The sequence below is a fragment of the Stutzerimonas degradans genome, assembly GCF_024448505.1.
Classification (GTDB): domain Bacteria; phylum Pseudomonadota; class Gammaproteobacteria; order Pseudomonadales; family Pseudomonadaceae; genus Stutzerimonas; species Stutzerimonas degradans.
On the sequence record NZ_JAMOHV010000002.1, the window covers coordinates 264,936 to 283,163 of the forward strand.

Consider the following 18,228-nt stretch of genomic DNA (forward strand, 5'->3'; position numbering starts at 1 on the left):
GGGACACAGCACATGAACATCACCACCATGCAGATACTTGCCCTGCTCGGCTGCATCGCCGGCGCGGCACTCGTGTTCGGCATCGGCTTCTATGAAGGGCTGCGCGCCGGCAAGCGCGAAGCGTTCGATACCGGCTACCAACGCGGCCTGCAGGCGCACCGCCACGAGCTGCACCGCCTGCACGAGCAGCGCGACAAGGCCCAGCACGAGCACACCATCACCCGCCTCGACGCCGCCCAGGCAATCGAACAGCTGACCTCAGAGCTGGACACCTGCAAGGCCAAGATCACCACGCTGCAGAACCGCGCCTTGACCGAGGCAGACGCCGACCACCTGATCGCGATGGCCGACAAGCTCAGCCTGGCGGCCAACACCTTCGCCGGACTGCGCTCGAACGACCAGGCAGAAACCTGCCGCCGCCTCTCCAACACCGCCCGCGCGATGTTCGACCGCTACTGGCAAACCCTGCCGGTGCTGGAAGTGGAGGTGATGGAATGAGCTGGATTCTCACCCGCACTGGCCAACGCTTCGACCTGCTCGCGCCCAGGGCTAGCCAGATCAGCACCCTCGACATCGCCCACGCGCTCTCGCAGTTGTGCCGCTTCAACGGCCACACCAGCCGGCATTACTCGGTCGCGCAGCACAGCCTGCTGGTGGCCAGCATCGTGCCGGCCGAGCACCAGCTCGCCGCCCTGCTGCATGACGCCACCGAGGCGTACGTCGGCGACATGACCCGCCCGCTCAAGGCACTGCTACCGGACTTCAGCAGCATCGAGCACGGCATCTGGCTCGCCATCTGCGAGCGCTTCCAACTCGACCCAGAGCTACCCGCATGCATCCACGAGGCGGACATGGTCGCCCTGGCGACCGAACGCCGCGACCTCATGCCCGAGCACGGTGAGAACTGGCCGTGCCTGACCGGCGTGACGCCGGCACCCTGGCTGCTGCCCGAATGGACCAGTACCCATGCCTGCGTCCAGTACCACAGCAAGCTGCTCGAACTGCTGTCCACCACCCACCGCGCCCGCGCTCGTTCCACTTGGGAACGCGTCGACGCCGAACACACCGGCGCCGCCGCGCCGCAGTGTCTGTGAGGGGATGGCCATGCAAACATCCAACCCCCTGCGCCGCCCGTTCACCCGCAGCAAGGTGCCCGGCATCCTGGTCATGCGCGCCATGAACGGCGTATGCGACATCTGCCGCCGCCACCGTTCTCAGGGCGACCACACCGCCTGCTCTCGCGCGCGCCAGGCCCGCTACCGGCATCTGTGGGAGGCGCAGGCATGAACAACCTCTATCGCCTTCACCCTCAGGCCGGCATGAACTTCGACGGTCTGGTCATCGACAACTTCGCCGGCGGCGGCGGCGCCTCCACCGGTATCGAACTCGGCCTCGGCCGGCCGGTGGATATCGCCGTCAACCACGACCCCGAAGCCGTGGCCATGCACGACATCAACCATCCACACACCCGCCACTTCTGCGAATCGGTGTGGGAGGTCGACCCGCGTGTGATCGTAGACGGTCGCCCCGTCGACCTCTGCTGGTTCAGCCCGGACTGCAAGCACTTCAGCAAGGCCAAGGGCGGCGCGCCAGTGAAGAAGGAGATTCGCGGCCTCGCCTGGGTCGCCATCCGCTACGCCGCCACGGTCAAGCCGAAGGTCATCATGCTGGAGAACGTCGAGGAGTTCGTCACCTGGGGACCGATTACCAGCGACGGACGCCCCTGCCCGAAGAATAAGGGCCGCACCTTCGCCAGCTTCACCAACGCCCTGCGTCGGCTCGGTTACGCCGTGGATTGGCGCGAGCTGCGTGCCTGCGACTACGGCGCCCCCACCATCCGCAAGCGCTTGTTCCTCATCGCCCGGCGCGATGGCCTGCCCATCGCCTGGCCAGAGCCAACCCACGGCGACCCAGCGAGCGAAGCTGTCAAGGCCAAGCGCTTGAAGCCCTGGCGCACCGCCGCGGAGATCATCGACTGGTCACTGCCGTGCCCTTCGATCTTCACCCGCAAGAAGCCACTCGCCGAGGCGACCATGCGGCGCATCGCGCGGGGCATTCAGCGTTATGTGCTGGACGCAGCCAACCCGTTTCTGGTGAAGGTCAACCACGGGTACGACTATTTCAGAGGCCAGCCGTTGGACGAGCCCCTGCAGACCATCACCAGCAAACTCGGTACCGGGCTAGTCACACCCACGCTCGCACCGTTTATCACGGAGCACGCCAACGGTAGCAGCCAGCGCAACATGCCAGCCGACGCGCCGCTGCGTACCATCTGCGCGCAGGTAAAGGGCGGGCATTTCGCTCTGGTGGCGCCGACGCTCGTGCAGGTCGGCTACGGCGAGCGCAAGGGCCAGGCACCTCGCGGGCCGGGCCTGGACAAGCCGCTAGGCACCTGCGTCGCCGGCGGGAACAAACACGCCCTGGTCGCCGCCTTCCTCGCCAAACACTACGGCGGCAACTACACCGGCCCGGGCAGCAGCCTGGAAAGCCCCTTGCCCACCGCGACGACCGTTGACCACAACGCGCTGGTGACCAGCCACCTGGTGAAACTGCGCAACAACTGCATCGGCCAGGACACGCGCGAGCCGGTCCACACGCTCACCACCGGCGGGCACATGGGCGAAGTACGGGCGTTCCTGCTCAAGTACTACGGCACCGGCGACGGCCAGCCCCTGCAGGACCCGCTGCACACCGTCACCACCAAAGACCGGCACGCCCTCGTGATGATCAAGGGCGAGCCCTACCAGATCGTCGACATCGGCATGCGCATGCTCGAACCGCACGAGCTGTTCGCCGCCCAAGGCTTCCCCGCCGACTACATCCACGACCGCACCGCCGGCGGCAAGAAGCTCAGCAAAGCCGCCCAGGTCCGCATGTGCGGCAACAGCGTCTGCCCACCGGTAGCCGCCGCGCTCGTCCGCGCCAACCTCAGCGCGCAGCAGCTCGGGGAGGAGGCGGCATGAGCCAGCTTGATCTATTTGCACCGGCGCTCGGAATTGCTACGCCCAATCGAGCGCCTTATCAGTCATTCGATGCCAGGCGGGCGCGCAACATCATCCTCGATCAGCTGCGGCGCGCCGGTGGCGGGTGGGTGCGCCGCATGGCACTGAGGCGCGCAACCGGCATGCGGCCGAGCGAGGTGGGCGGCGTACTGAATGAGCTGGCACGCACTGGCCAGATTGAATTCACGGAGTCGATGGACATCATTCACCCCTTGCACGGCTTCATGGGGCACACGCGCGGCTACCGCATGCTGATGGAGGTCGCAGCATGACCTACTCCATCTTCTTCAGCACCGAAATGCCCAACGACACCGCCCAGGTCAGCGGCCGTCTGCCGCGTAAGCCGCAGCGCTGGACGATTGAGTGGCTGGTAAAGACGCCGGACGGCAAAACCCACGTCGACAACTCGCGCACCATCCAGCGCGCGACCTATGCCGAAGTGAACGCGATCATGGGCGCCATCATCGACGACATCAAAGCGGAGATCGGCGAGCTCGCCACGTTCATCAGCTACCGCCTGACCTGCCACGGCGGCACCAAGAAGCATCGCAAGGGAGGGAAGCGCCGTGGTCGCGCTTGAAGGTTTCCTGCGCGAGGAGCAGGTATTGGAGGTCACAACCCTGTCCCACGCCACGCTCTGGCGCGAGATCAAGGCCGGCCGCTTCCCGAAACAGGTCCGGCTTTCGCCGGGCCGCGTAGGCTGGCGCGCATCAGACCTGCGCCTTTGGCTGGAGGATCCTGAGGCCTGGCGACCCACTCCCCCCAATGGCATCGCCGCGTGAACTCCATAAACGAGATAGACATAGTCGGAACTGATGGATAGCGTTATGCCATTCCATCCGGGAATGGGTACCTATGAACGCAATAAGCGCATCTCTCAATCAAGCAAAACGAGAACTTATTACGGCGCAAAGAGCCATCGAAAGAATGCGGGAGGCGGCGTCAATCGAGGATCTTGAAGACGATTGGAGAGTCTATCTTGCCGCGATTGAGAAGTGCTGGATCAAGGTGGAACGTGCGTGTCAGCACGCGCGCTCAAGCTTTCAGCCATGGCAGGGCAAGTACGCGAACGAACGAAAGAAGAATGCCCTTCTAAGATACCTAAAACACGCCCGTAATTCCGATCAGCACTCAATTCAGGAGTGCTTGGGCAAAAAAGAAGCATCGTCGAGCATGTACGTAGAGGGCGGACCAGGTGTCACTTACATCGAGCATCTTGAAATAAGGGGCGGCCAGCTGGTTGAGTACCGCGGAAACAAGCCGCTGATAATTGAAAATCTTCCTAACCGGGTAGAGCTACTGCCAGTTAAGGACAGTAACAAATGGTACAACCCTCCGAAGGAGTTCAACGACATAAAGCTGCTTTGGCCATCACCGCTGGACGTTGCAGTGCTAGGCCTCGAGTTCTATGAAAATTTCGTGCATGCCGCGGAGGAGAAATTCTTTCCGGCGGGCAAGCATTAGGCTTTAACACCCGCCTCCTCTACAAGCCAGGTAGCCCACTCCTCGAGGCCCTGGCTTTTTTCTTTCAGGTAGTCGTAGCGGTCGTAGTGCTTCGATGAAACATCGCTGAACGCATGCCCTTGGATGCGATCGCGCAGTTCCTTGCTGATCCCCGCCACACCCATCAGCGTTTTGCAGGTGCGCCGCAGGTCGCGCAATGTGAACGGCGTCTTGAACGTATCCGGATGCCGCCCGCAGAGCTTCGTCACCGCCCGCGACACGGACTGGACGTTGATCGAATTGTTCTTGTACCGGCCCATGAACGGAAATGCCTCATCGCCGGAGATCGGTTTCAGCCGCTCCAGGCATGCGCGGCTCAGGTCGTTGTACGGCACCACGTGAATCTCCCGCTCGCCTTCTACGCCCTTCTTGCTGCGGATCATGTAGTAGTCGGCGCGGTACATCGTGCGATCAGACGCCACCACCTGCTCCGGCCGCTGCCCACCGCTGGCGATCAGGAACTTGATCAGCTCCGCCGTGACCAAGCTCAGCTCCTCCGGCAGCAGGTTCCACAGCGCGGCCAGCTCTTCCTTGCTCAACACCCGCTGCCCTGGGCGCTCCCAATCGCCCTGCACGGGGATGCTCGCCACCGGGTTGTAGGTCAGCCCGAAGCGCACCTTCGACTTGAGGTAGTCCCGTGGGTTGTATTCCTGATTGAGCCCGTGCTGGAACGCAGCGTGCAGCTGCGAGCGCACACGGTTGCAGTAGGTGGTCACCTTCGCCTTGATCATCGCGGAGATAATGTCGCGGATATCCCCCGGCTCAATGGAGCTGGCCAGCTTCTTCACCAGGTGCGGGAACGGATCGGAGACGTAGTGCTTGAGCGACCATTCCACATTGCCGGCCGAGGCGGCGCCTTCGGCTTTCAGCTTGGCCACATACGAATCGAGCAGGTTCTGCAGCGTGCCTTCCGCTTCACTCTGAGGCGACGCCCCCTTGCACTTGTCCCGCGCCACAGTGAGTGACATTGCCGGCCACACGCCGAGCTTGCGCTGCTTCTTCTTGCCTGCCACGTGCCACTGGTAATAGAACTCCTTCGTGCCGTTGGCGCGCACCTTCAGCAGCAGCACACCTTCCCCGCGCGCACCGCGCCCGTCCGACATCACATAGTCGCGACCTTCTGGCTTGAGCGAACGGATCTGCTTTTCGGTTAGCATGCGTGACAGTTTCCGGTGACAGTTGTCCCGAACTAACACGAAATTCGGCGGGACAAAATGAGACTGAGCCGGAAGCCCCAGCCCATACAGGACGGGGATTGTAGCGCCTTTACGATACCTCGCGTTATACCCTGATATTTGGCCCGTTATAGATTCCCAAGCTCATGACGAGGGTTCGATTCCCTTCGCCCGCTCCACTGCATCATTCTGCGGACTTCCGCAGAAGTCCAAGAGAGTCTGCAAGTCGTTGCCGCACAAGGACTTTTCCTCTCTTTGACGTTCTGCCGTGGTCCACTGCGATCCGCCTACAGCCGGGACTTTTAAGTCCACAAACAAGTCCATTTTTGCGGGCACAGCTGATTCCGGATTGTTGATGGAGGGGCGAGGTCGACGTGACCAGCATCTGGTTCCTGACTCATGTTCAGGAGCAAGAGCATGGCACTCTCAGACCTGGCCGTTCGACAGGCCAAGGCAACAGGCAAGGCATACACCCTCCCTGACTTGGATGGCCTCTCCCTGGCCGTCACGGCTGCAGGGGGCAGGACTTGGCACTTCCGCTACTACTGGGCGGGCAAGCAGAAGCGGATGTCGCTCGGCACCTACCCGGAGGTGACGCTTCGCGAGGCCCGCAGCCTGCGCGACGAAGCGCGCGCCCTGCTGGCCAAAGGCACCAATCCTCGCGTTCACCGCAAGCAGAAGCGCACCGCTGTCCGGCTCGCCGACGAAAACACCTTCGAGGCGGTGTATCGCAAGTGGCTCAAGCATCGCGGGCTCAGCCTCAAGGAAGGCCGGCAGACGACCCTCTCGATACTTCCGCGCATCTTCGACAAGGATGTGCTGCCCGCCTTGGGCAAGCGGTCGGTCTATGAGATCAAGCGTCCCGACCTCTTGGAGGTGATCGCCAAGATCGAGAAGCGCAAGGCGCTCTCCGTCGCCGAGAAAGTCAGGACGTGGTTCAACCAACTGTTCCGCTACGCGCTGGTGATCGTGCCGGGCCTGGAACAGAACCCCGCCTCCGATCTCGATGTGGTGGCGCTGCCACTGCCACCCGTCAATCACAACCCGTTCCTGCGCATGGCCGAGCTGCCGAAGCTGTTGCAGCGGCTACGCAGCTATCGCGGCAGGCGGCAGACCCAGCTCGGGCTGCGGCTATTGCTGCTGACCGGCGTGCGAACCGGAGAGCTGCGACAGGCGACGCCGGATCAATTCGATCTGGACCGTGGGCTGTGGATCATCCCGCCCGACGTCGTGAAGCAACTCCAGTTGGATATGCGCAAGAAGCGGCAGCAGGCGAAGGACATCCCGCCCTACATCGTGCCGCTGTCGCTTCAGGCCATGGAGATCGTCCGGCACCTGCTGGATGAGTTCAAGCCGGCCCAGCGCCACCTGTTCCGGCACGACAGCGACTTGAAGAAGCGCATCAGCGAGAACACCCTCAATGGTGCCCTCAAGCGCATGGGCTATCAGGAACGCCTGACTGGGCACGGCATCCGCGGCACGATGTCCACTGCGCTCAACGAGATCGGCTACCCGAAGGTCTGGGTGGATGCACAGCTCTCGCATGTCGATCCCAACAAGGTCAGCGCGACCTACAACCATGCCGAGTACGTGGAGCAGCGTCGCCGCATGATGCAGGACTGGGCCGATCGGCTCGACCTCTTCGAGCAGAACCAGGTCGAGGCGGCCAGCATGCCACTCACCGTGCATCTGGAAGGCGTGCCCGCATTCCCGAGTGAGCAAACCGCAAATGCACCCTCCACGCCGGTTAGCGCTTCGCCAATCCTGCTGGTGACGAAGCCGGGTGACGCCATGCCGTTGGTTTCTGCCGCCGCACATCGGCTGCCGGCGGTTCCGCCCCCTCGATCAGCCGCGCCGCTGGTGCCTTCGGACATTCAGCGCGAGAGGATGGAACTGTTCGATGTCTTCGAAGCGCCGCACAACCTTCCCGTCGCGGCGTTTGCCAAGATGGCGGGCAAGTCCCGCAGGTGGATCAGCTACGAGATCAAGGCGGGCAACTTGCTGGCGTTGAACGTAGGCAACCGCGGCCAGCGCGTGCCGGACTGGCACCTCGACCCACTCAAGCACGAGCTGATCCAGTCCGTCCTGAAGCTGACCAGGGGTGCGGACCCCTGGCAGATCTACCATGCACTGCTGCAACCGCGCTCGATGCTGCGGGGGCGTTCGGCACTGGAGGGCGTGACGGCCGGCAATCTCGACAAGCTCGTCATGGCAGTGAGCACAGCCGTGAAGGAGAGCGAATGGACCCCGCCGCGAGTCGGGGTCGCCTAGCAGCAGGAATGCGGGATCGTGGCGAAACCGCGATCCCCGCGCGCCCGTCAGGACACCAAGCGCGCGCGGCGGGCGAATCTTGCCTGGGTGTCCGACAAGGAAGCCTCGCGACGGAGCAGGTAAGCCATCACGATCGTTGGTGCGCCGGCCAGCGGCCGCATGGCGATGCCTCGGCGTAGGTAGCTCGCCAGTCTCGCGGCGGGCGCAATGGTGATCCCGTACCCGGCGGCAACCAGCGTCATCACCACATCGAATGTCTCCACCGTTTGCTCCCGCTCCTGCAGCGCGTTCTCGAACACGCGCTGCACGGTCATGCGCCATGGTTCATCGGCCGTGGACTGCGAGCAGATCAACGGCTGCTTGAGCACTTCCTGGCACGGCACTTCACGGTAGGCCAGCAGGTGGGAGCGCTTGGCCACGGCGACCGCCAGCGTGTCATGCCACAGCGGCTCGCATACCCAGCCAGGCCACTGCCGGGCAACCGCAGACAAGGCGAAGTCGAAGCCGTCGCCCGGCAGCTCCGCGCCTCGACCGGGATCTGTCCAGCCGGCCAGGACGGCATGAGTCTCCGGCTCTTCGGCACGCTGCAGGGCGAGCACGTCGGCGAGCTGGGGAGGCACCCATTCGCCGAGGACGGCCATGCGAATTTCGGCGGTGATGTCACTCGATTCCACGTCCAGCTCCCCCCAGGCGGTGAACTCGTGGCAACTGATCTCGAATCCGTTGAATGAGTTAAGTTTAACGTGGTTTAAATCGTGACCGTGTTCGACGCTCTTGGCAATGCCAAAGCGTTCGATCCAAAGGGGCCGCCCCACCGGCACCACTACCTACGAAGCGGAACCAGCCATCGCGTTTGGGGCTGCCGTGCGGGAAGAAAGAACCAACCAGGGTATCGCTCAGGAAACGCTGGCCCACATGGCCGGCATCGAACGGTCGCACATGGGCAAGATCGAGCGCGGCGAGCATGTCCCCACGCTCCCGCTCATCCTCAAGATCGCCCGTGCGCTGAAATGCAGTTCCGCCCACTTGATGGCTCTGACCGAAGCCAAGCTGGCAGAGTCGGCCCCATCCGCGGATTGAAGCCGGCCCGCACAGCGGTCGCATGCCTACGCCTGATCGTCGTCCTTGCCCCCAAGGGCTGAATCATCGCGCTTTGCGGCCTCGTTGAGGAGCCGCAGGTATGGGTTGTCTGGCGGCGTCTCCTGGAACAGCGCATCCGGGCTGACGAGCAGGTAGCCGTGCAGCCGGCGCGACTTGCGCGGCCCCGTGACTTCGCAGGTCCAGATGTTCAGCCCGCTCGGCTGCTTGCGGTGCTGTCCCAGCTTCTCGAAGCGCTTCTGTACCCACTGCCACCCCTCCAGCTTCTCCTGCTTGGCCAGCGCGGCGACTTGAAGGTACTCCTGCGCGTAGCGCTGGAACACGCCGGGGCTGACGAGGTAGGTCGTACCGGCGACGGTATGCACCAGGGCCTTGGCGTCGTTGATGATGAGCTTGCGCGTCTGGATGCTCTGGCGCAGCCAGGCCATGAAGTGCGCCCCGGAGGGCTCCGCGCGATCCTGGGAAGGCGCGAGGCTCATTCCTGGCGTGGGCACGGTCGAAGGGGCCGGCTCGGCCTCGGCAACAGGGCAAGTCGGGGTCTCCGATGCTGTGGGTGGAGCGGTGTCGCCCAGCAGATCGAGCAGCGCGGCCACGCCGGTGTCTGTGGCTATGGATGCGATCGGCGTCGTGCTCGCGGGTGCAGCTTCGGTGCCTTCCACGCGCGGCCCATCGGCCACCGCCGGCGCTAGCGGCGGCGGCTCCGCCTGTTCCTCTTCGACCTGCACACGGCCTGCGAACGGCGCCAGCCGGTCGGCGGCATCCCAGATCATGGCCGGCGAGAGTTTCAGGAAGGTGAAGGCGTGCGACCAGCCGGCGTCGCTGGTGACGGTAGCCTTCCAGATCGCCTTGCCACCCGGCGTCGGTTGCACGATGCCGTGATCCTGCAGCACGTTGAACACCGCCGTATTGCTCGCCGGAATGCCGTCGATGCCTTGCGATAGCAGATGTGCGCGCAGCTTGTCGGAGACGGTCTTGCTCACCAGCCACAAGGCGTCCTGGGTCAGCCAACCGTCCGCCGGGCCGGCCTGGTTCAGCTTGAACGCTTCCTTGAGCAGGTAGCGCAAGCCGTCGAGCAATTTGCGTTGCAGAGCATGCTTGGGCGCCACCAGCGCCTTGCTGGGATCGCCGCCGAGTTCCTGGGCGACCGATGCCTGGTCGGCCTGCACGACCAGCTCGCCGAGCGTGCCGGCGTGCTCGTACTGGCCGGCCAGCACGTACAGCAGCGCGGCCCAGAGGTCGGGATAGCCGCTGAGCCAGTCGAAGATGTCCCGATCGAGAAGGCGCGCGTAGAGCAGCCCGGTGGCGGCGCTGTGCAGGCGGTACTCGCGCTCCTTTCGGTAACGGAAGCGGTAGGGCTTTCGCAGCGGGCCGTGCCAGGGATGCCAGACGCTGCCGTCGGCATGCTCGACGTGCAGATCGACCGCAATCTTGCCGATGTCGTGCAGCAGGGCCGCGTAGGCCGTGCCTGCAGTCCAGGCTTCGGCCTGGGCCGCCTGTGCCTCCGGCGTGACGCCCGCAGGCAGCAGGTATGACTGCCGCAGTTTCAGCGCATAGGCGACGATCTCCAGGCCGTGGTCCAGCATGCCGCCCGGATAGGCGTGGTGGTGGTTCTCGGAGGCCGGGAACTGCTGGACCAATTCGGCGTAGCGCTCCAGTGGGGCGAGGTAGAGCGTGGCGAACTGCCGGCGCGAGAGCGATGTGCGCTGCCAGATGTGTTCCAGCAGTTTCTGCCGACGCGGCGTGGTCAGCAGCGATGCGGCCGACTCCGGCCGCATCGCCCCTTTCGGAGTTTCGATGGCGGATGTGGGCGGTGTGCCGGCGGCGGGTGGCACCCTTTTGCGCTGGAACAGCGAGAGCATGGCGAACCCCGGATGACGGGCTGCTCGGGGCGCCTTTTGGCCTTTTCAGGATAGGGCCTTTCCCCTTGGCGCCCTTCCTTTGCCCCTTCCCAGCCCTTTGGCCTTTGTCGGAAGCCTTTGGGTATAGGGCCGCTGCTTCGTGGATGCCACGATGAATGCGGCATGGGGCAATCCCGGCAAGTGGGGCGCTGCGGGATGTTCGTCAGCTCTGGCCCAAGCCGGTGTCGAGGGCGGCGGATTGCGCTGCGAAGTCGTCGGGACGGCGCTTGCGGAAGGTTTCGAGATTGGCGAGCTTCCAGCGCAGTGCCGGCAGTTGCGCGGCGTGCTGGCACTGCACCAGCGACCAGTCCGGTTCTGCGCGCGCCAGCCCGCTCAGAAACTGCTTGTGCGCGGTGTTCAGTCGCTGTGGCAGCTCGCGCCGCATCCTGGCGCGAGCGTCGAGCAGCGTCTCCAGGGAGCAGTCCACTTCGGTCATGCCGACAAAGGCCCGCTCGTACTCGCCGGCGATGTCCTTGTCGTTGCCGAACAGCACTTCGTGGGGCGGCCGGTTGTGGCCCGCCAGATAGATCACGAAGCACTCGACCATGCCGTCGCTGATGTCGCCCGATTCGTAGAGCTGCCACACGTCGAACAGGTCGCGGGGGTGCTGTCGATCCAGCGCGGCCACCAGCTTGCTGGCGTACAGCTCGTCCGGTGCCAGAACCGGCAGCTCGAACTCGACGCCGAACAGATCGCTGGTCTTGGCGCTCAGCGGCCGCCGCTCGACGGGCAGCACGCTGCCGCGGAACACGACGTTGACCTCGATCTTCACCTGGCTGGCGTCGTTCTCGACGATCAGCTTGGTGTCTCCCAGGTCCTTGGCGCGAACCAGGCGTGTCTGCACGCCCAGTGGCGCAACGCGCGCGGCGATGGCGGCCAGCTCCTGGTTGATGGCTTGCAGCGCTTCGTCGCGCGGCGTCTGCCACGGGAGGTACACCACGTCGATGTCCACCGACAGGCGCGGCATGTCCCGCACGAAGAGGTTGATGGCCGTGCCGCCCTTCATGGCGAAGATGTCGTTGGCGAACACGTCGGGCGCGACGGCCAGCAGCAGGCGAACGGTGTCCGCGTAGGTCTTATCCATGAGGTCTCAGGCTCAGCAAGGTGCCGTCATCGAGCCGGCTCATCCAGCGCGTGTTGCTGCCGGTGCGAACCGGGTACTGCTCCAGCAGGGCATCGACGTCCACGAGGCTGGTCTCGCGCGCCCAGGTCAGGAACAGGCGCACGGCCTTCACGCTGGCGCAGCAGGACAGCAGTTGCCCGAGCAAGTCCTTGCGGGGGGAACGCAGTCCATCGAAGAGGTTGCGGGCCTCTTCGAGGCTCTGCTTGACGCCGGCTTCGTACAGCAGCTCCAGCACGGCACGCTCGGGGGCTGCCACCCGCAGATCCTCGGGCAGGCCAGGCGGCGTGGTCAGGGTCTTGCCGGCCAGCGCCGTGTCCGGCCAGTCGAACAGGCGGGCGTGGACGTAGCGGGCCGGAAAGCGCGAAGTGAACCAGGCCGGCAACGCGAAGCGACCGTCGCCCCACAGCACCAGCGCCTCCCGGCTGCCCAGGTTGTGCCGCACCCCCTGCAGGGCCAGGGCGCTCTTGCCGCCGACGTGCAGGCCGGGCACGCGCTGTTGCAGGAACTTCAGCGCACCGTAGACCCCGAACTCATCGTTCGGGAAGGCATAGACGCCATGGGCCAGGCGCACGAGCCACCCGCCGTCGGCATAGTGGGCGGCGAGCTGGGGCGACACCCCGAACTGGCTCAGGGTGGCAAGGTCGAACGGCGCCCCACGGGGGAGTCCCGCCTGCAGTCGCTTGATTACCTGGTGCCGAGAATTTCCATTCATGCTATAAAAATAACACAGAATCCAATCGACCCTAGAGCCATTGCAAGAACGTGCAGGGAAAGTAGCATAAGGTTTGATTTATCGCTCAGAATCTAATCGACCTGCGGCCCGAGCCAACCCGGCTCCGCCGGCCGCAACCCGCCCTCCTGATCGCGGTCTATGCTGGAGGGCAGGCCACGACCGGCCGCTCCGCGAGGTGAGGCACCACTGAAGCCGAGGCATATGAGCATGAGCACCAACACGCACAACGGGCGCTGGAGCCACCGGCTGGGCCGGGGGGCTGGCCGTGCCTGGCGTGGATACCTCCGCCGCGAGCAGCGTGTCGCCGGCTGGCTGGTGACGCGCGGGGTACCCGCGGGCGCGGCGACGGCGGTGCTCTGGATCGTCAAGCTGGCCGTACTTGGCATGCTGCTATACACCGTATCCTGGCTCGTCCTGCTGCTGGCCTTTGCGGTGGTCGCCGCATGGCTCGCGCGGAACGCCGACGAGGACGACGAGAAGCAGCCGGAACTTAGAGACGGACACTCGGGCGTCGGCCTGTACGACAAAGATGACTGGCGGATCGACATGGGCGATCCCGACGAGCCGTAGCTGCCGCATCAACGCGAGAGAGTGCTCCTTACTTCGCAGCACCTTTCGATACAGCCGTCATCGCAAGGCGAGAGCCACTACCCCCAGCCGACTTCGCATCGGACGTGCCAGTGATAAGACCGCCCAGGAAGTTTCCGGCGCGAACGCCTGCCCATCCGAGTGCCATGACCCAGAACGTCGGCAACACGATGAACATCGTTGCCATGACGAAGTTCAGCAGCATGTCACCGAACGCATTGTTCAGGCCGATCAATGGGTCGAAGTTGGCGTGCGGCCTGTCCGCGCCAAACCCCCAGCCGTAGAGCGCATCCAGGATCGTGCTGTCGATCCAGCGCGCGAGCTGGAACCAGAAGTCCACGAAGAACAGCGCGAACTGGACGCAGCTCACCGTCACCACCGTCTTCAGGTCGTAGGTGCCGATCAGCAGCACCAGTGGGATGCAGATGACGAGCGCCATCTTGAGCATGGTCAGCACCATCGGCAGCGCCTGGCGCACCACGTCCATTGCCGGAAAAAAGCCCAGCGAGCCGACGGTCAACCCCAGGTCGCTCGCGCCGCGCGTGACGACGTTCGGCAGCGTCTTGTCGATCTGGCCGCCGTAGTCGGTGTAGACGGCGCCCTGGTTCATCTTCTGCTGCCTCGGTGAGACCACGGCGCGGATCACCGAGTCATTGACCTCGCTCTGCGACAGGAATCCCACCCAGCGCCCGATGCGGGTCAGCAGGTCCGGGTCGACCTGTGCCAGCAGCCGGCTGCGCAGTCCCTGGCCGCCATCGGCCCACCACTGCCGGCAGGATGGATAGCCGCCGCCGCTGCCCACCTGTGCCAGCCCCGCATCGCGGGTCGCGTCGTAGGGCCAGGCCGTGCGTGGGGTCTTGGCGCGATAGGTGTCATAGAAGCCGGGCGTGTCGAGGAAGTAACTCGATCCGATCCAGGTGACGTCGTTCATCTGCTCGTCGGAGAGCGTCGGCCGGTTCATGAACAGCTTGGCGCGCGACGGCCCGTAGCAGTCGTGCGTGAAGTCGGCGACCTCCTGTGCCAGCACCGGATCGTCGATGCGCGTGGCATCCACATCCATGCGAATCTGACGCAGGTCCGTGCCGCAGGGAATCGCCGCCACCGCGGAGCCCGTCACGGCTTTCGACAGCGCGTGCATGAAGAACCACCACACCGGCACCAGCGCGCTCTGGTCGTTGAGCGCCGTGTAGACGTTGGACCAGCCCGTGTCGTTGGGCAGCGGGACACTGACCTGGCATTGCGCGGAGCGCGTGGTGTCGAACCTGATCGTGGCGAGATCCACCGGGATGAACGGGATGCCGGCGAACATGATGACCACGATCGCCACCCACACCCGGTTCTCGATGCGCATCGACGACAGCACGCCCTTGTTGCCTTCGTCCGCACCTTCGCTGCGGGCCTTGAGCCACTCCTGGATCACGATGGCCACGAACGGCAGCGCGAACACGCCGCTGGCCACGAGGATGCTCCAGATGCCGTTGTTGACCACCCAAGCCACCAGGGTCAGGTAATACTCCAAGTAGTCCGTGGTGTAGAGCGTCATGCCTGCCTCCCGGTCTCAGCCGTGCCGCAGCAGCTGGCTGGCTTCCAGCGCGACCACGGCGATGACGGCCGCGATCTCCGTGCGCAGCAGGCGCTGATGCGTCTCGCGGGACGGCTCCCGCCGCAACAGGCGCCGACGCATCCACCACCAGCCGTAAGCCGTCGCTCCGTAGAGGCACAGACGCCACACGAAGAAGTGGCCGGCGTGCGCCTGCAGCCAGTGCTGCCAGCCCTCGACGCCGCCGACCACGTGGATGCCGGCGATGTTCACCGCCACCGCGGCGGCGACCACCAGCAAGGTCCACAGCAGCGCCACGCCGACGCGGCGGTTGAACAGCCATGGCAGCCGCAGCCAGGCGAGCCGGCTCATGGCGTACCGCTCCGCGGCTTCTGGACTTCCCGCAGACGGTCGCGCGTGGTGTCGCCCTCGAAGACGCCGCGCGAGCCGGCAGCGCGGGTACTGTGGCGCTGGATGATCGCCATCGCCGAGTTGCCGGCCAGCGTGCGGCGCAGCTCCAGCTCGGTCTTGAGGTTGCTGATCTCCTGCTCCAGCGCGCTGTTCTCCTGGTCCACCGCCTGCACGGCGAGCTCGTTGGCGGCGACGTTCGGCTCCTTCTTGCCGGTCAGCAACGTGCGTTGCAGCAGCAAGGCCTTCTCCAGCACGCTGGACAGCGCAGCCTCGGACGCGAGGCGCCGGCCCAGCACGTCCTGGTCGGGCTCGTCACGCAGGGCCTCGATCACGCCGCGGGTGATCGGCAGCGAGCTGCTGCCGGCCGCGTCGAGATTGGCCAGTGTCGTCGGCCGGGCGCCCGTCACCAGTTCCTGCAACACCTGCAGCTTGGTCTCGTACTCTTCCTGGATCACTGGCGTGAGCCCGACGCCAGGCGTGGTCTGGGTCTTCGTGCAGTTTTCGCAGGTGCGTTGCTCGCGTTCGCCCAGCACGCGGTTCGCAAAGGCCGCGGCCGCGCCAGGCGACGACCAGGTCTGGCAGGTCAGGCGGTTGCCGCAGGCGCTGCGCGCGATCGACGAGGTATCGGTGGCGCTGCGCCCGTTGAGCAGGTTGTAGCCCGCGCGCGTCACGTCGCCGACCACCTTGATCGAACTCTGGCCGGAGCCGCCCGCGTTGCCGCCGCCGACCCAGGGCACGCCGTTGTTCCCTTTGTTGGACTCGGCCTGCTCGATGGCGGAGACGGCATCGGTGCTGCTGACCGCATCCCGCAGCGCCATCCCTTCGGCGAGCTGGTCCCAGCCGGCCTGGCCGCCGGCCATGTCCGCCATACGATTGGCGATGGCGCGGCAGGTCATCTTCGAGCGGTCGAAATCCAGGCGCGCCTGCAGGATGCCGTTGGTGAGCAGGTTGTACAGGCCCGGGTCGGCGCGCTGGATGATCAGGGCCGGCAGCGAGGCCACGGCGCTGGTGGCGTTCTGGATCACGTTGCTCATGATCGTTTGGAAGCCGTTGGTGATGCCGTTGAGCTGGTTCTGCAGCGTCGTGGTGATGCTCATGTCGCCGCAGATCAGGTTGCTGTTCCAGCCGACGCCGACGCCGATGCTCTGCATGTTGCCGGCACCACCCATCGACACGGCCCGGCCGCCGCCGATGCTGTAGAGCACGTCGTCGCCGATCACGCTGCCGCTGACGTTCACGCCATTGGGATCGATGCGCGTCTGCCCCCAGGCGACGCCGACGACCAGCGTGATGGCCGCCACGAGCAGCGTGGCCCCCAGGGGCGATTTCGCGCGGCGGAGGAAGTCAGAGAGGGAGGCGTTCATCGTGGGTTCCTCACATGAAATCGACGCTGCCGAGGAAGACCTGGCCACGGCGCCGGCAGCAGGAGTACGGCCGCCACAAGGCCCAGGCGTAGTCGCCCTGCTGGGCCTGCACGCGGGTGCGGCTGTGCGGGAAGACCACGCAACTGTTCGAGAGCGTGGGCGTCAGCTCCTGCCACTTGCCCGTCGAGGCGTCGGTCTCCATCAGCGCGCCGGCCGGCCAGTAGCCGTCGCGGGCGTTGGCCAGCAGGGGCTGATACACGTGAATCTGGTTGCGGCGCGTCACGATGTCGCCCGCGCGCTGCGCGACCACGGCGCCGCTCTTGTGGTCGTCGGTCTGGTGCAGGAAGCCACCGCGGGGATACACGTTGCCCCAGAGGTTCAGGCCGGTGCGCGTACCGATTTCGCGCCGGCCGGGGATGAGCGCTTCGGGGTAGAACGCTTCCGGGATGTTGTAGCGCCAGGCGATCGTGTCGAGCGTGCTCAATAGATACGGCATGAAGGCCGTGCCAGCGCCTTCGCAGGTGTAGCCGGAGGCGCTGGCGAACTGGCTGAACACCATCCCGGCCGGATGGCCGATGACATCGGCGTTCTTGAACTTGGCGAGGTTGTTCTCGTTGTCGTGATTGGTCGTGCCGTCACCGCCAGCCTTAGCACTTGGGTTGGGCATGCTCATCGCCCTGACTTCCAGCCACGGGTTTTCGCCAGTGTTCGAGTAGCTCGACACCACCGCATCGGGGACGTAGTGGCGCACCTTGACGGAAGTGCGAACCGAGCAGCCGAAGGGCGTGCAGTACAGCCAGTAGCAGATACCGACCACGCGGTATTCGAGGCAGTCGGGGGACAGCGCCGACGAGACGATGGTGGCGGTGTCCAGGGCGAACGTCGACGTGGCCGTGCTCAGCAGCAGCGAGGCGACGGTGGCGCGCAGGCGCCGGGATGCCAGCAGGAGGCTCATGGCTGCGTGCTCCGGTAGGCGTTGATGCGCGCGACGGCGCGGGGCACGTCGGGCTCGCCGTAGACCACGTAGCGTCGATCGACCACCACGGCGGGAATCTTGGCGATGCCCAGTCCCCAGGCATCCGCGACACCTTGGTAGGCGTGGCCGATGCGGCGTTGAAGGGCCTCGCCGCCGTCATGCAACCGCTGCCGCACCAGGGCTGCAGCCTGTTGCGGGTCGGCCGGTAGGTGCGCGGCGAGTTCGACCTCGATGCGCGTGGCCTGGTCCAGCTCGATGATCCGCACGCCGGCTGGAGCCTGCACCGGATGACGGCTGTCGGTGACGACGAGCACGTCGGCTGCTGCAGTCTGGGTAAACATGAACAGCACTGCCCACAGTCCGGGCGCAATGCTGATGGTCGGCAGCCGGGGCGAAGCCTTGAAGACGGGGGCCGGCATATCGGGCGTCCTTGGAGTCGATCAAAGTCACAGTCGACTTCAAGTGCCGATCTAGCGCGACAAAGAAACCGCATCCGGCCCCTGCCGGTTTCATACCCTATGCCGTTGTGAGCGTTGTGATTGCCTC

The 18,228-nt window shown here is 65.2% G+C and carries 21 protein-coding genes; 11 read left to right on the forward strand and 10 right to left on the reverse strand.

The genetic code is table 11. The features are described from left to right. Positions 1-12: 12 nt before the first annotated feature. The 8 genes from NAV27_RS04115 (at position 13) to NAV27_RS04150 (ending at position 4,466) form a co-directional block, all read left to right on the forward strand. Complete coding sequence (locus NAV27_RS04115; RefSeq protein ID WP_102827443.1) at positions 13-498, forward strand: hypothetical protein; 486 nt, start codon at positions 13-15, stop codon at positions 496-498. Next, entirely contained in the window at positions 495-1,094 is a 600-nt protein-coding gene (locus NAV27_RS04120; protein WP_102827444.1) for a phosphohydrolase, read from the forward strand. Before NAV27_RS04115 ends, NAV27_RS04120 begins: the two co-directional genes overlap by 4 nt. Positions 1,095-1,104: 10 nt before the next feature. Then, positions 1,105-1,287: a hypothetical protein gene (locus tag NAV27_RS04125; RefSeq protein WP_146029387.1), complete on the forward strand. Its 183-nt coding sequence runs from the start codon at positions 1,105-1,107 to the stop codon at positions 1,285-1,287. Continuing rightward, positions 1,284-2,963 carry a DNA cytosine methyltransferase gene (locus NAV27_RS04130; RefSeq protein WP_102827446.1) on the forward strand — a complete coding sequence of 560 codons (1,680 nt, stop codon included), beginning with the start codon at positions 1,284-1,286 and terminating at the stop codon, positions 2,961-2,963. Before NAV27_RS04125 ends, NAV27_RS04130 begins: the two co-directional genes overlap by 4 nt. Then, positions 2,960-3,274, forward strand: a complete 315-nt coding sequence (locus NAV27_RS04135) for a hypothetical protein (protein WP_102827447.1) — start codon at positions 2,960-2,962, stop codon at positions 3,272-3,274. Before NAV27_RS04130 ends, NAV27_RS04135 begins: the two co-directional genes overlap by 4 nt. Further along, positions 3,271-3,582 (forward strand): hypothetical protein, encoded by a 312-nt coding sequence (locus NAV27_RS04140; protein WP_102827448.1) that lies wholly within the window; start codon positions 3,271-3,273, stop codon positions 3,580-3,582. Before NAV27_RS04135 ends, NAV27_RS04140 begins: the two co-directional genes overlap by 4 nt. After that, the gene (locus NAV27_RS04145) at positions 3,569-3,784 is read left to right on the forward strand and encodes a helix-turn-helix transcriptional regulator (protein WP_102827449.1); all 216 of its coding nucleotides are present in this window, start codon (positions 3,569-3,571) and stop codon (positions 3,782-3,784) included. Before NAV27_RS04140 ends, NAV27_RS04145 begins: the two co-directional genes overlap by 14 nt. Positions 3,785-3,857: 73 nt before the next feature. Continuing rightward, positions 3,858-4,466, forward strand: coding sequence for a hypothetical protein (locus NAV27_RS04150; protein WP_146029388.1), 609 nt, complete (start codon positions 3,858-3,860; stop codon positions 4,464-4,466). Here the strand turns inward: NAV27_RS04150 and NAV27_RS04155 are convergent. Continuing rightward, positions 4,463-5,662, reverse strand: coding sequence for a tyrosine-type recombinase/integrase (locus tag NAV27_RS04155; RefSeq protein ID WP_102827451.1), 1,200 nt, complete (start codon positions 5,660-5,662; stop codon positions 4,463-4,465). The two genes, NAV27_RS04150 and NAV27_RS04155, sit on opposite strands and share 4 nt — an antisense overlap. 435 nt (positions 5,663-6,097) lie before the next feature. Here NAV27_RS04155 and NAV27_RS04160 point away from each other — a divergent pair, with 435 nt between their 5' ends. Next, positions 6,098-7,951: a tyrosine-type recombinase/integrase gene (locus tag NAV27_RS04160; RefSeq protein ID WP_023125132.1), complete on the forward strand. Its 1,854-nt coding sequence runs from the start codon at positions 6,098-6,100 to the stop codon at positions 7,949-7,951. A gap of 47 nt (positions 7,952-7,998) precedes the next feature. Here NAV27_RS04160 and NAV27_RS04165 read toward each other — a convergent pair whose 3' ends face one another. Further along, a complete protein-coding gene (locus NAV27_RS04165; protein ID WP_031640195.1) occupies positions 7,999-8,625 on the reverse strand; it encodes a LysR substrate-binding domain-containing protein in 627 nt (208 codons plus the stop codon). A 106-nt stretch (positions 8,626-8,731) separates the two neighbouring features. Here NAV27_RS04165 and NAV27_RS04170 point away from each other — a divergent pair, with 106 nt between their 5' ends. Beyond that, a complete protein-coding gene (locus tag NAV27_RS04170) occupies positions 8,732-9,031 on the forward strand; it encodes a helix-turn-helix domain-containing protein (protein ID WP_031640196.1) in 300 nt (99 codons plus the stop codon). A 26-nt stretch (positions 9,032-9,057) separates the two neighbouring features. Here NAV27_RS04170 and mobH read toward each other — a convergent pair whose 3' ends face one another. The 3 genes from mobH to NAV27_RS04185 all read right to left on the reverse strand — a co-directional run bounded on the left by mobH (position 9,058) and on the right by NAV27_RS04185 (position 12,782). After that, complete coding sequence (mobH, locus tag NAV27_RS04175; RefSeq protein WP_058147908.1) at positions 9,058-10,908, reverse strand: MobH family relaxase; 1,851 nt, start codon at positions 10,906-10,908, stop codon at positions 9,058-9,060. Between the two features lie 202 nt (positions 10,909-11,110). Next, on the reverse strand, positions 11,111-12,031 hold the full coding sequence (locus NAV27_RS04180; RefSeq protein ID WP_017462894.1) for a nucleotidyl transferase AbiEii/AbiGii toxin family protein: 921 nt from the start codon (positions 12,029-12,031) through the stop codon (positions 11,111-11,113). Beyond that, positions 12,024-12,782 carry a type IV toxin-antitoxin system AbiEi family antitoxin domain-containing protein gene (locus NAV27_RS04185; RefSeq protein ID WP_017462895.1) on the reverse strand — a complete coding sequence of 253 codons (759 nt, stop codon included), beginning with the start codon at positions 12,780-12,782 and terminating at the stop codon, positions 12,024-12,026. The genes NAV27_RS04180 and NAV27_RS04185 overlap by 8 nt, the downstream gene beginning before the upstream one ends. A 222-nt stretch (positions 12,783-13,004) precedes the next feature. Here NAV27_RS04185 and NAV27_RS04190 point away from each other — a divergent pair, with 222 nt between their 5' ends. Then, a complete protein-coding gene (locus tag NAV27_RS04190; RefSeq protein ID WP_017462896.1) occupies positions 13,005-13,373 on the forward strand; it encodes a DUF3742 family protein in 369 nt (122 codons plus the stop codon). 28 nt (positions 13,374-13,401) lie between these two features. Here NAV27_RS04190 and NAV27_RS04195 read toward each other — a convergent pair whose 3' ends face one another. The 5 genes from NAV27_RS04195 to NAV27_RS04215 are packed head-to-tail and all read right to left on the reverse strand — an operon-like array spanning position 13,402 to position 18,101. Beyond that, the gene (locus NAV27_RS04195) at positions 13,402-14,934 is read right to left on the reverse strand and encodes a conjugal transfer protein TraG N-terminal domain-containing protein (RefSeq protein WP_017462897.1); all 1,533 of its coding nucleotides are present in this window, start codon (positions 14,932-14,934) and stop codon (positions 13,402-13,404) included. Between the two features lie 15 nt (positions 14,935-14,949). Continuing rightward, positions 14,950-15,303, reverse strand: coding sequence for a hypothetical protein (locus tag NAV27_RS04200; protein ID WP_003292115.1), 354 nt, complete (start codon positions 15,301-15,303; stop codon positions 14,950-14,952). After that, positions 15,300-16,706, reverse strand: coding sequence for an integrating conjugative element protein (locus NAV27_RS04205; protein WP_041106825.1), 1,407 nt, complete (start codon positions 16,704-16,706; stop codon positions 15,300-15,302). Before NAV27_RS04205 ends, NAV27_RS04200 begins: the two co-directional genes overlap by 4 nt. Positions 16,707-16,716: 10 nt before the next feature. Beyond that, positions 16,717-17,661, reverse strand: coding sequence for a TIGR03756 family integrating conjugative element protein (locus NAV27_RS04210; protein WP_031688110.1), 945 nt, complete (start codon positions 17,659-17,661; stop codon positions 16,717-16,719). Next, the gene (locus NAV27_RS04215; RefSeq protein ID WP_016446147.1) at positions 17,658-18,101 is read right to left on the reverse strand and encodes a TIGR03757 family integrating conjugative element protein; all 444 of its coding nucleotides are present in this window, start codon (positions 18,099-18,101) and stop codon (positions 17,658-17,660) included. The genes NAV27_RS04210 and NAV27_RS04215 overlap by 4 nt, the downstream gene beginning before the upstream one ends. Between the last annotated feature and the right edge of the window lie 127 nt (positions 18,102-18,228).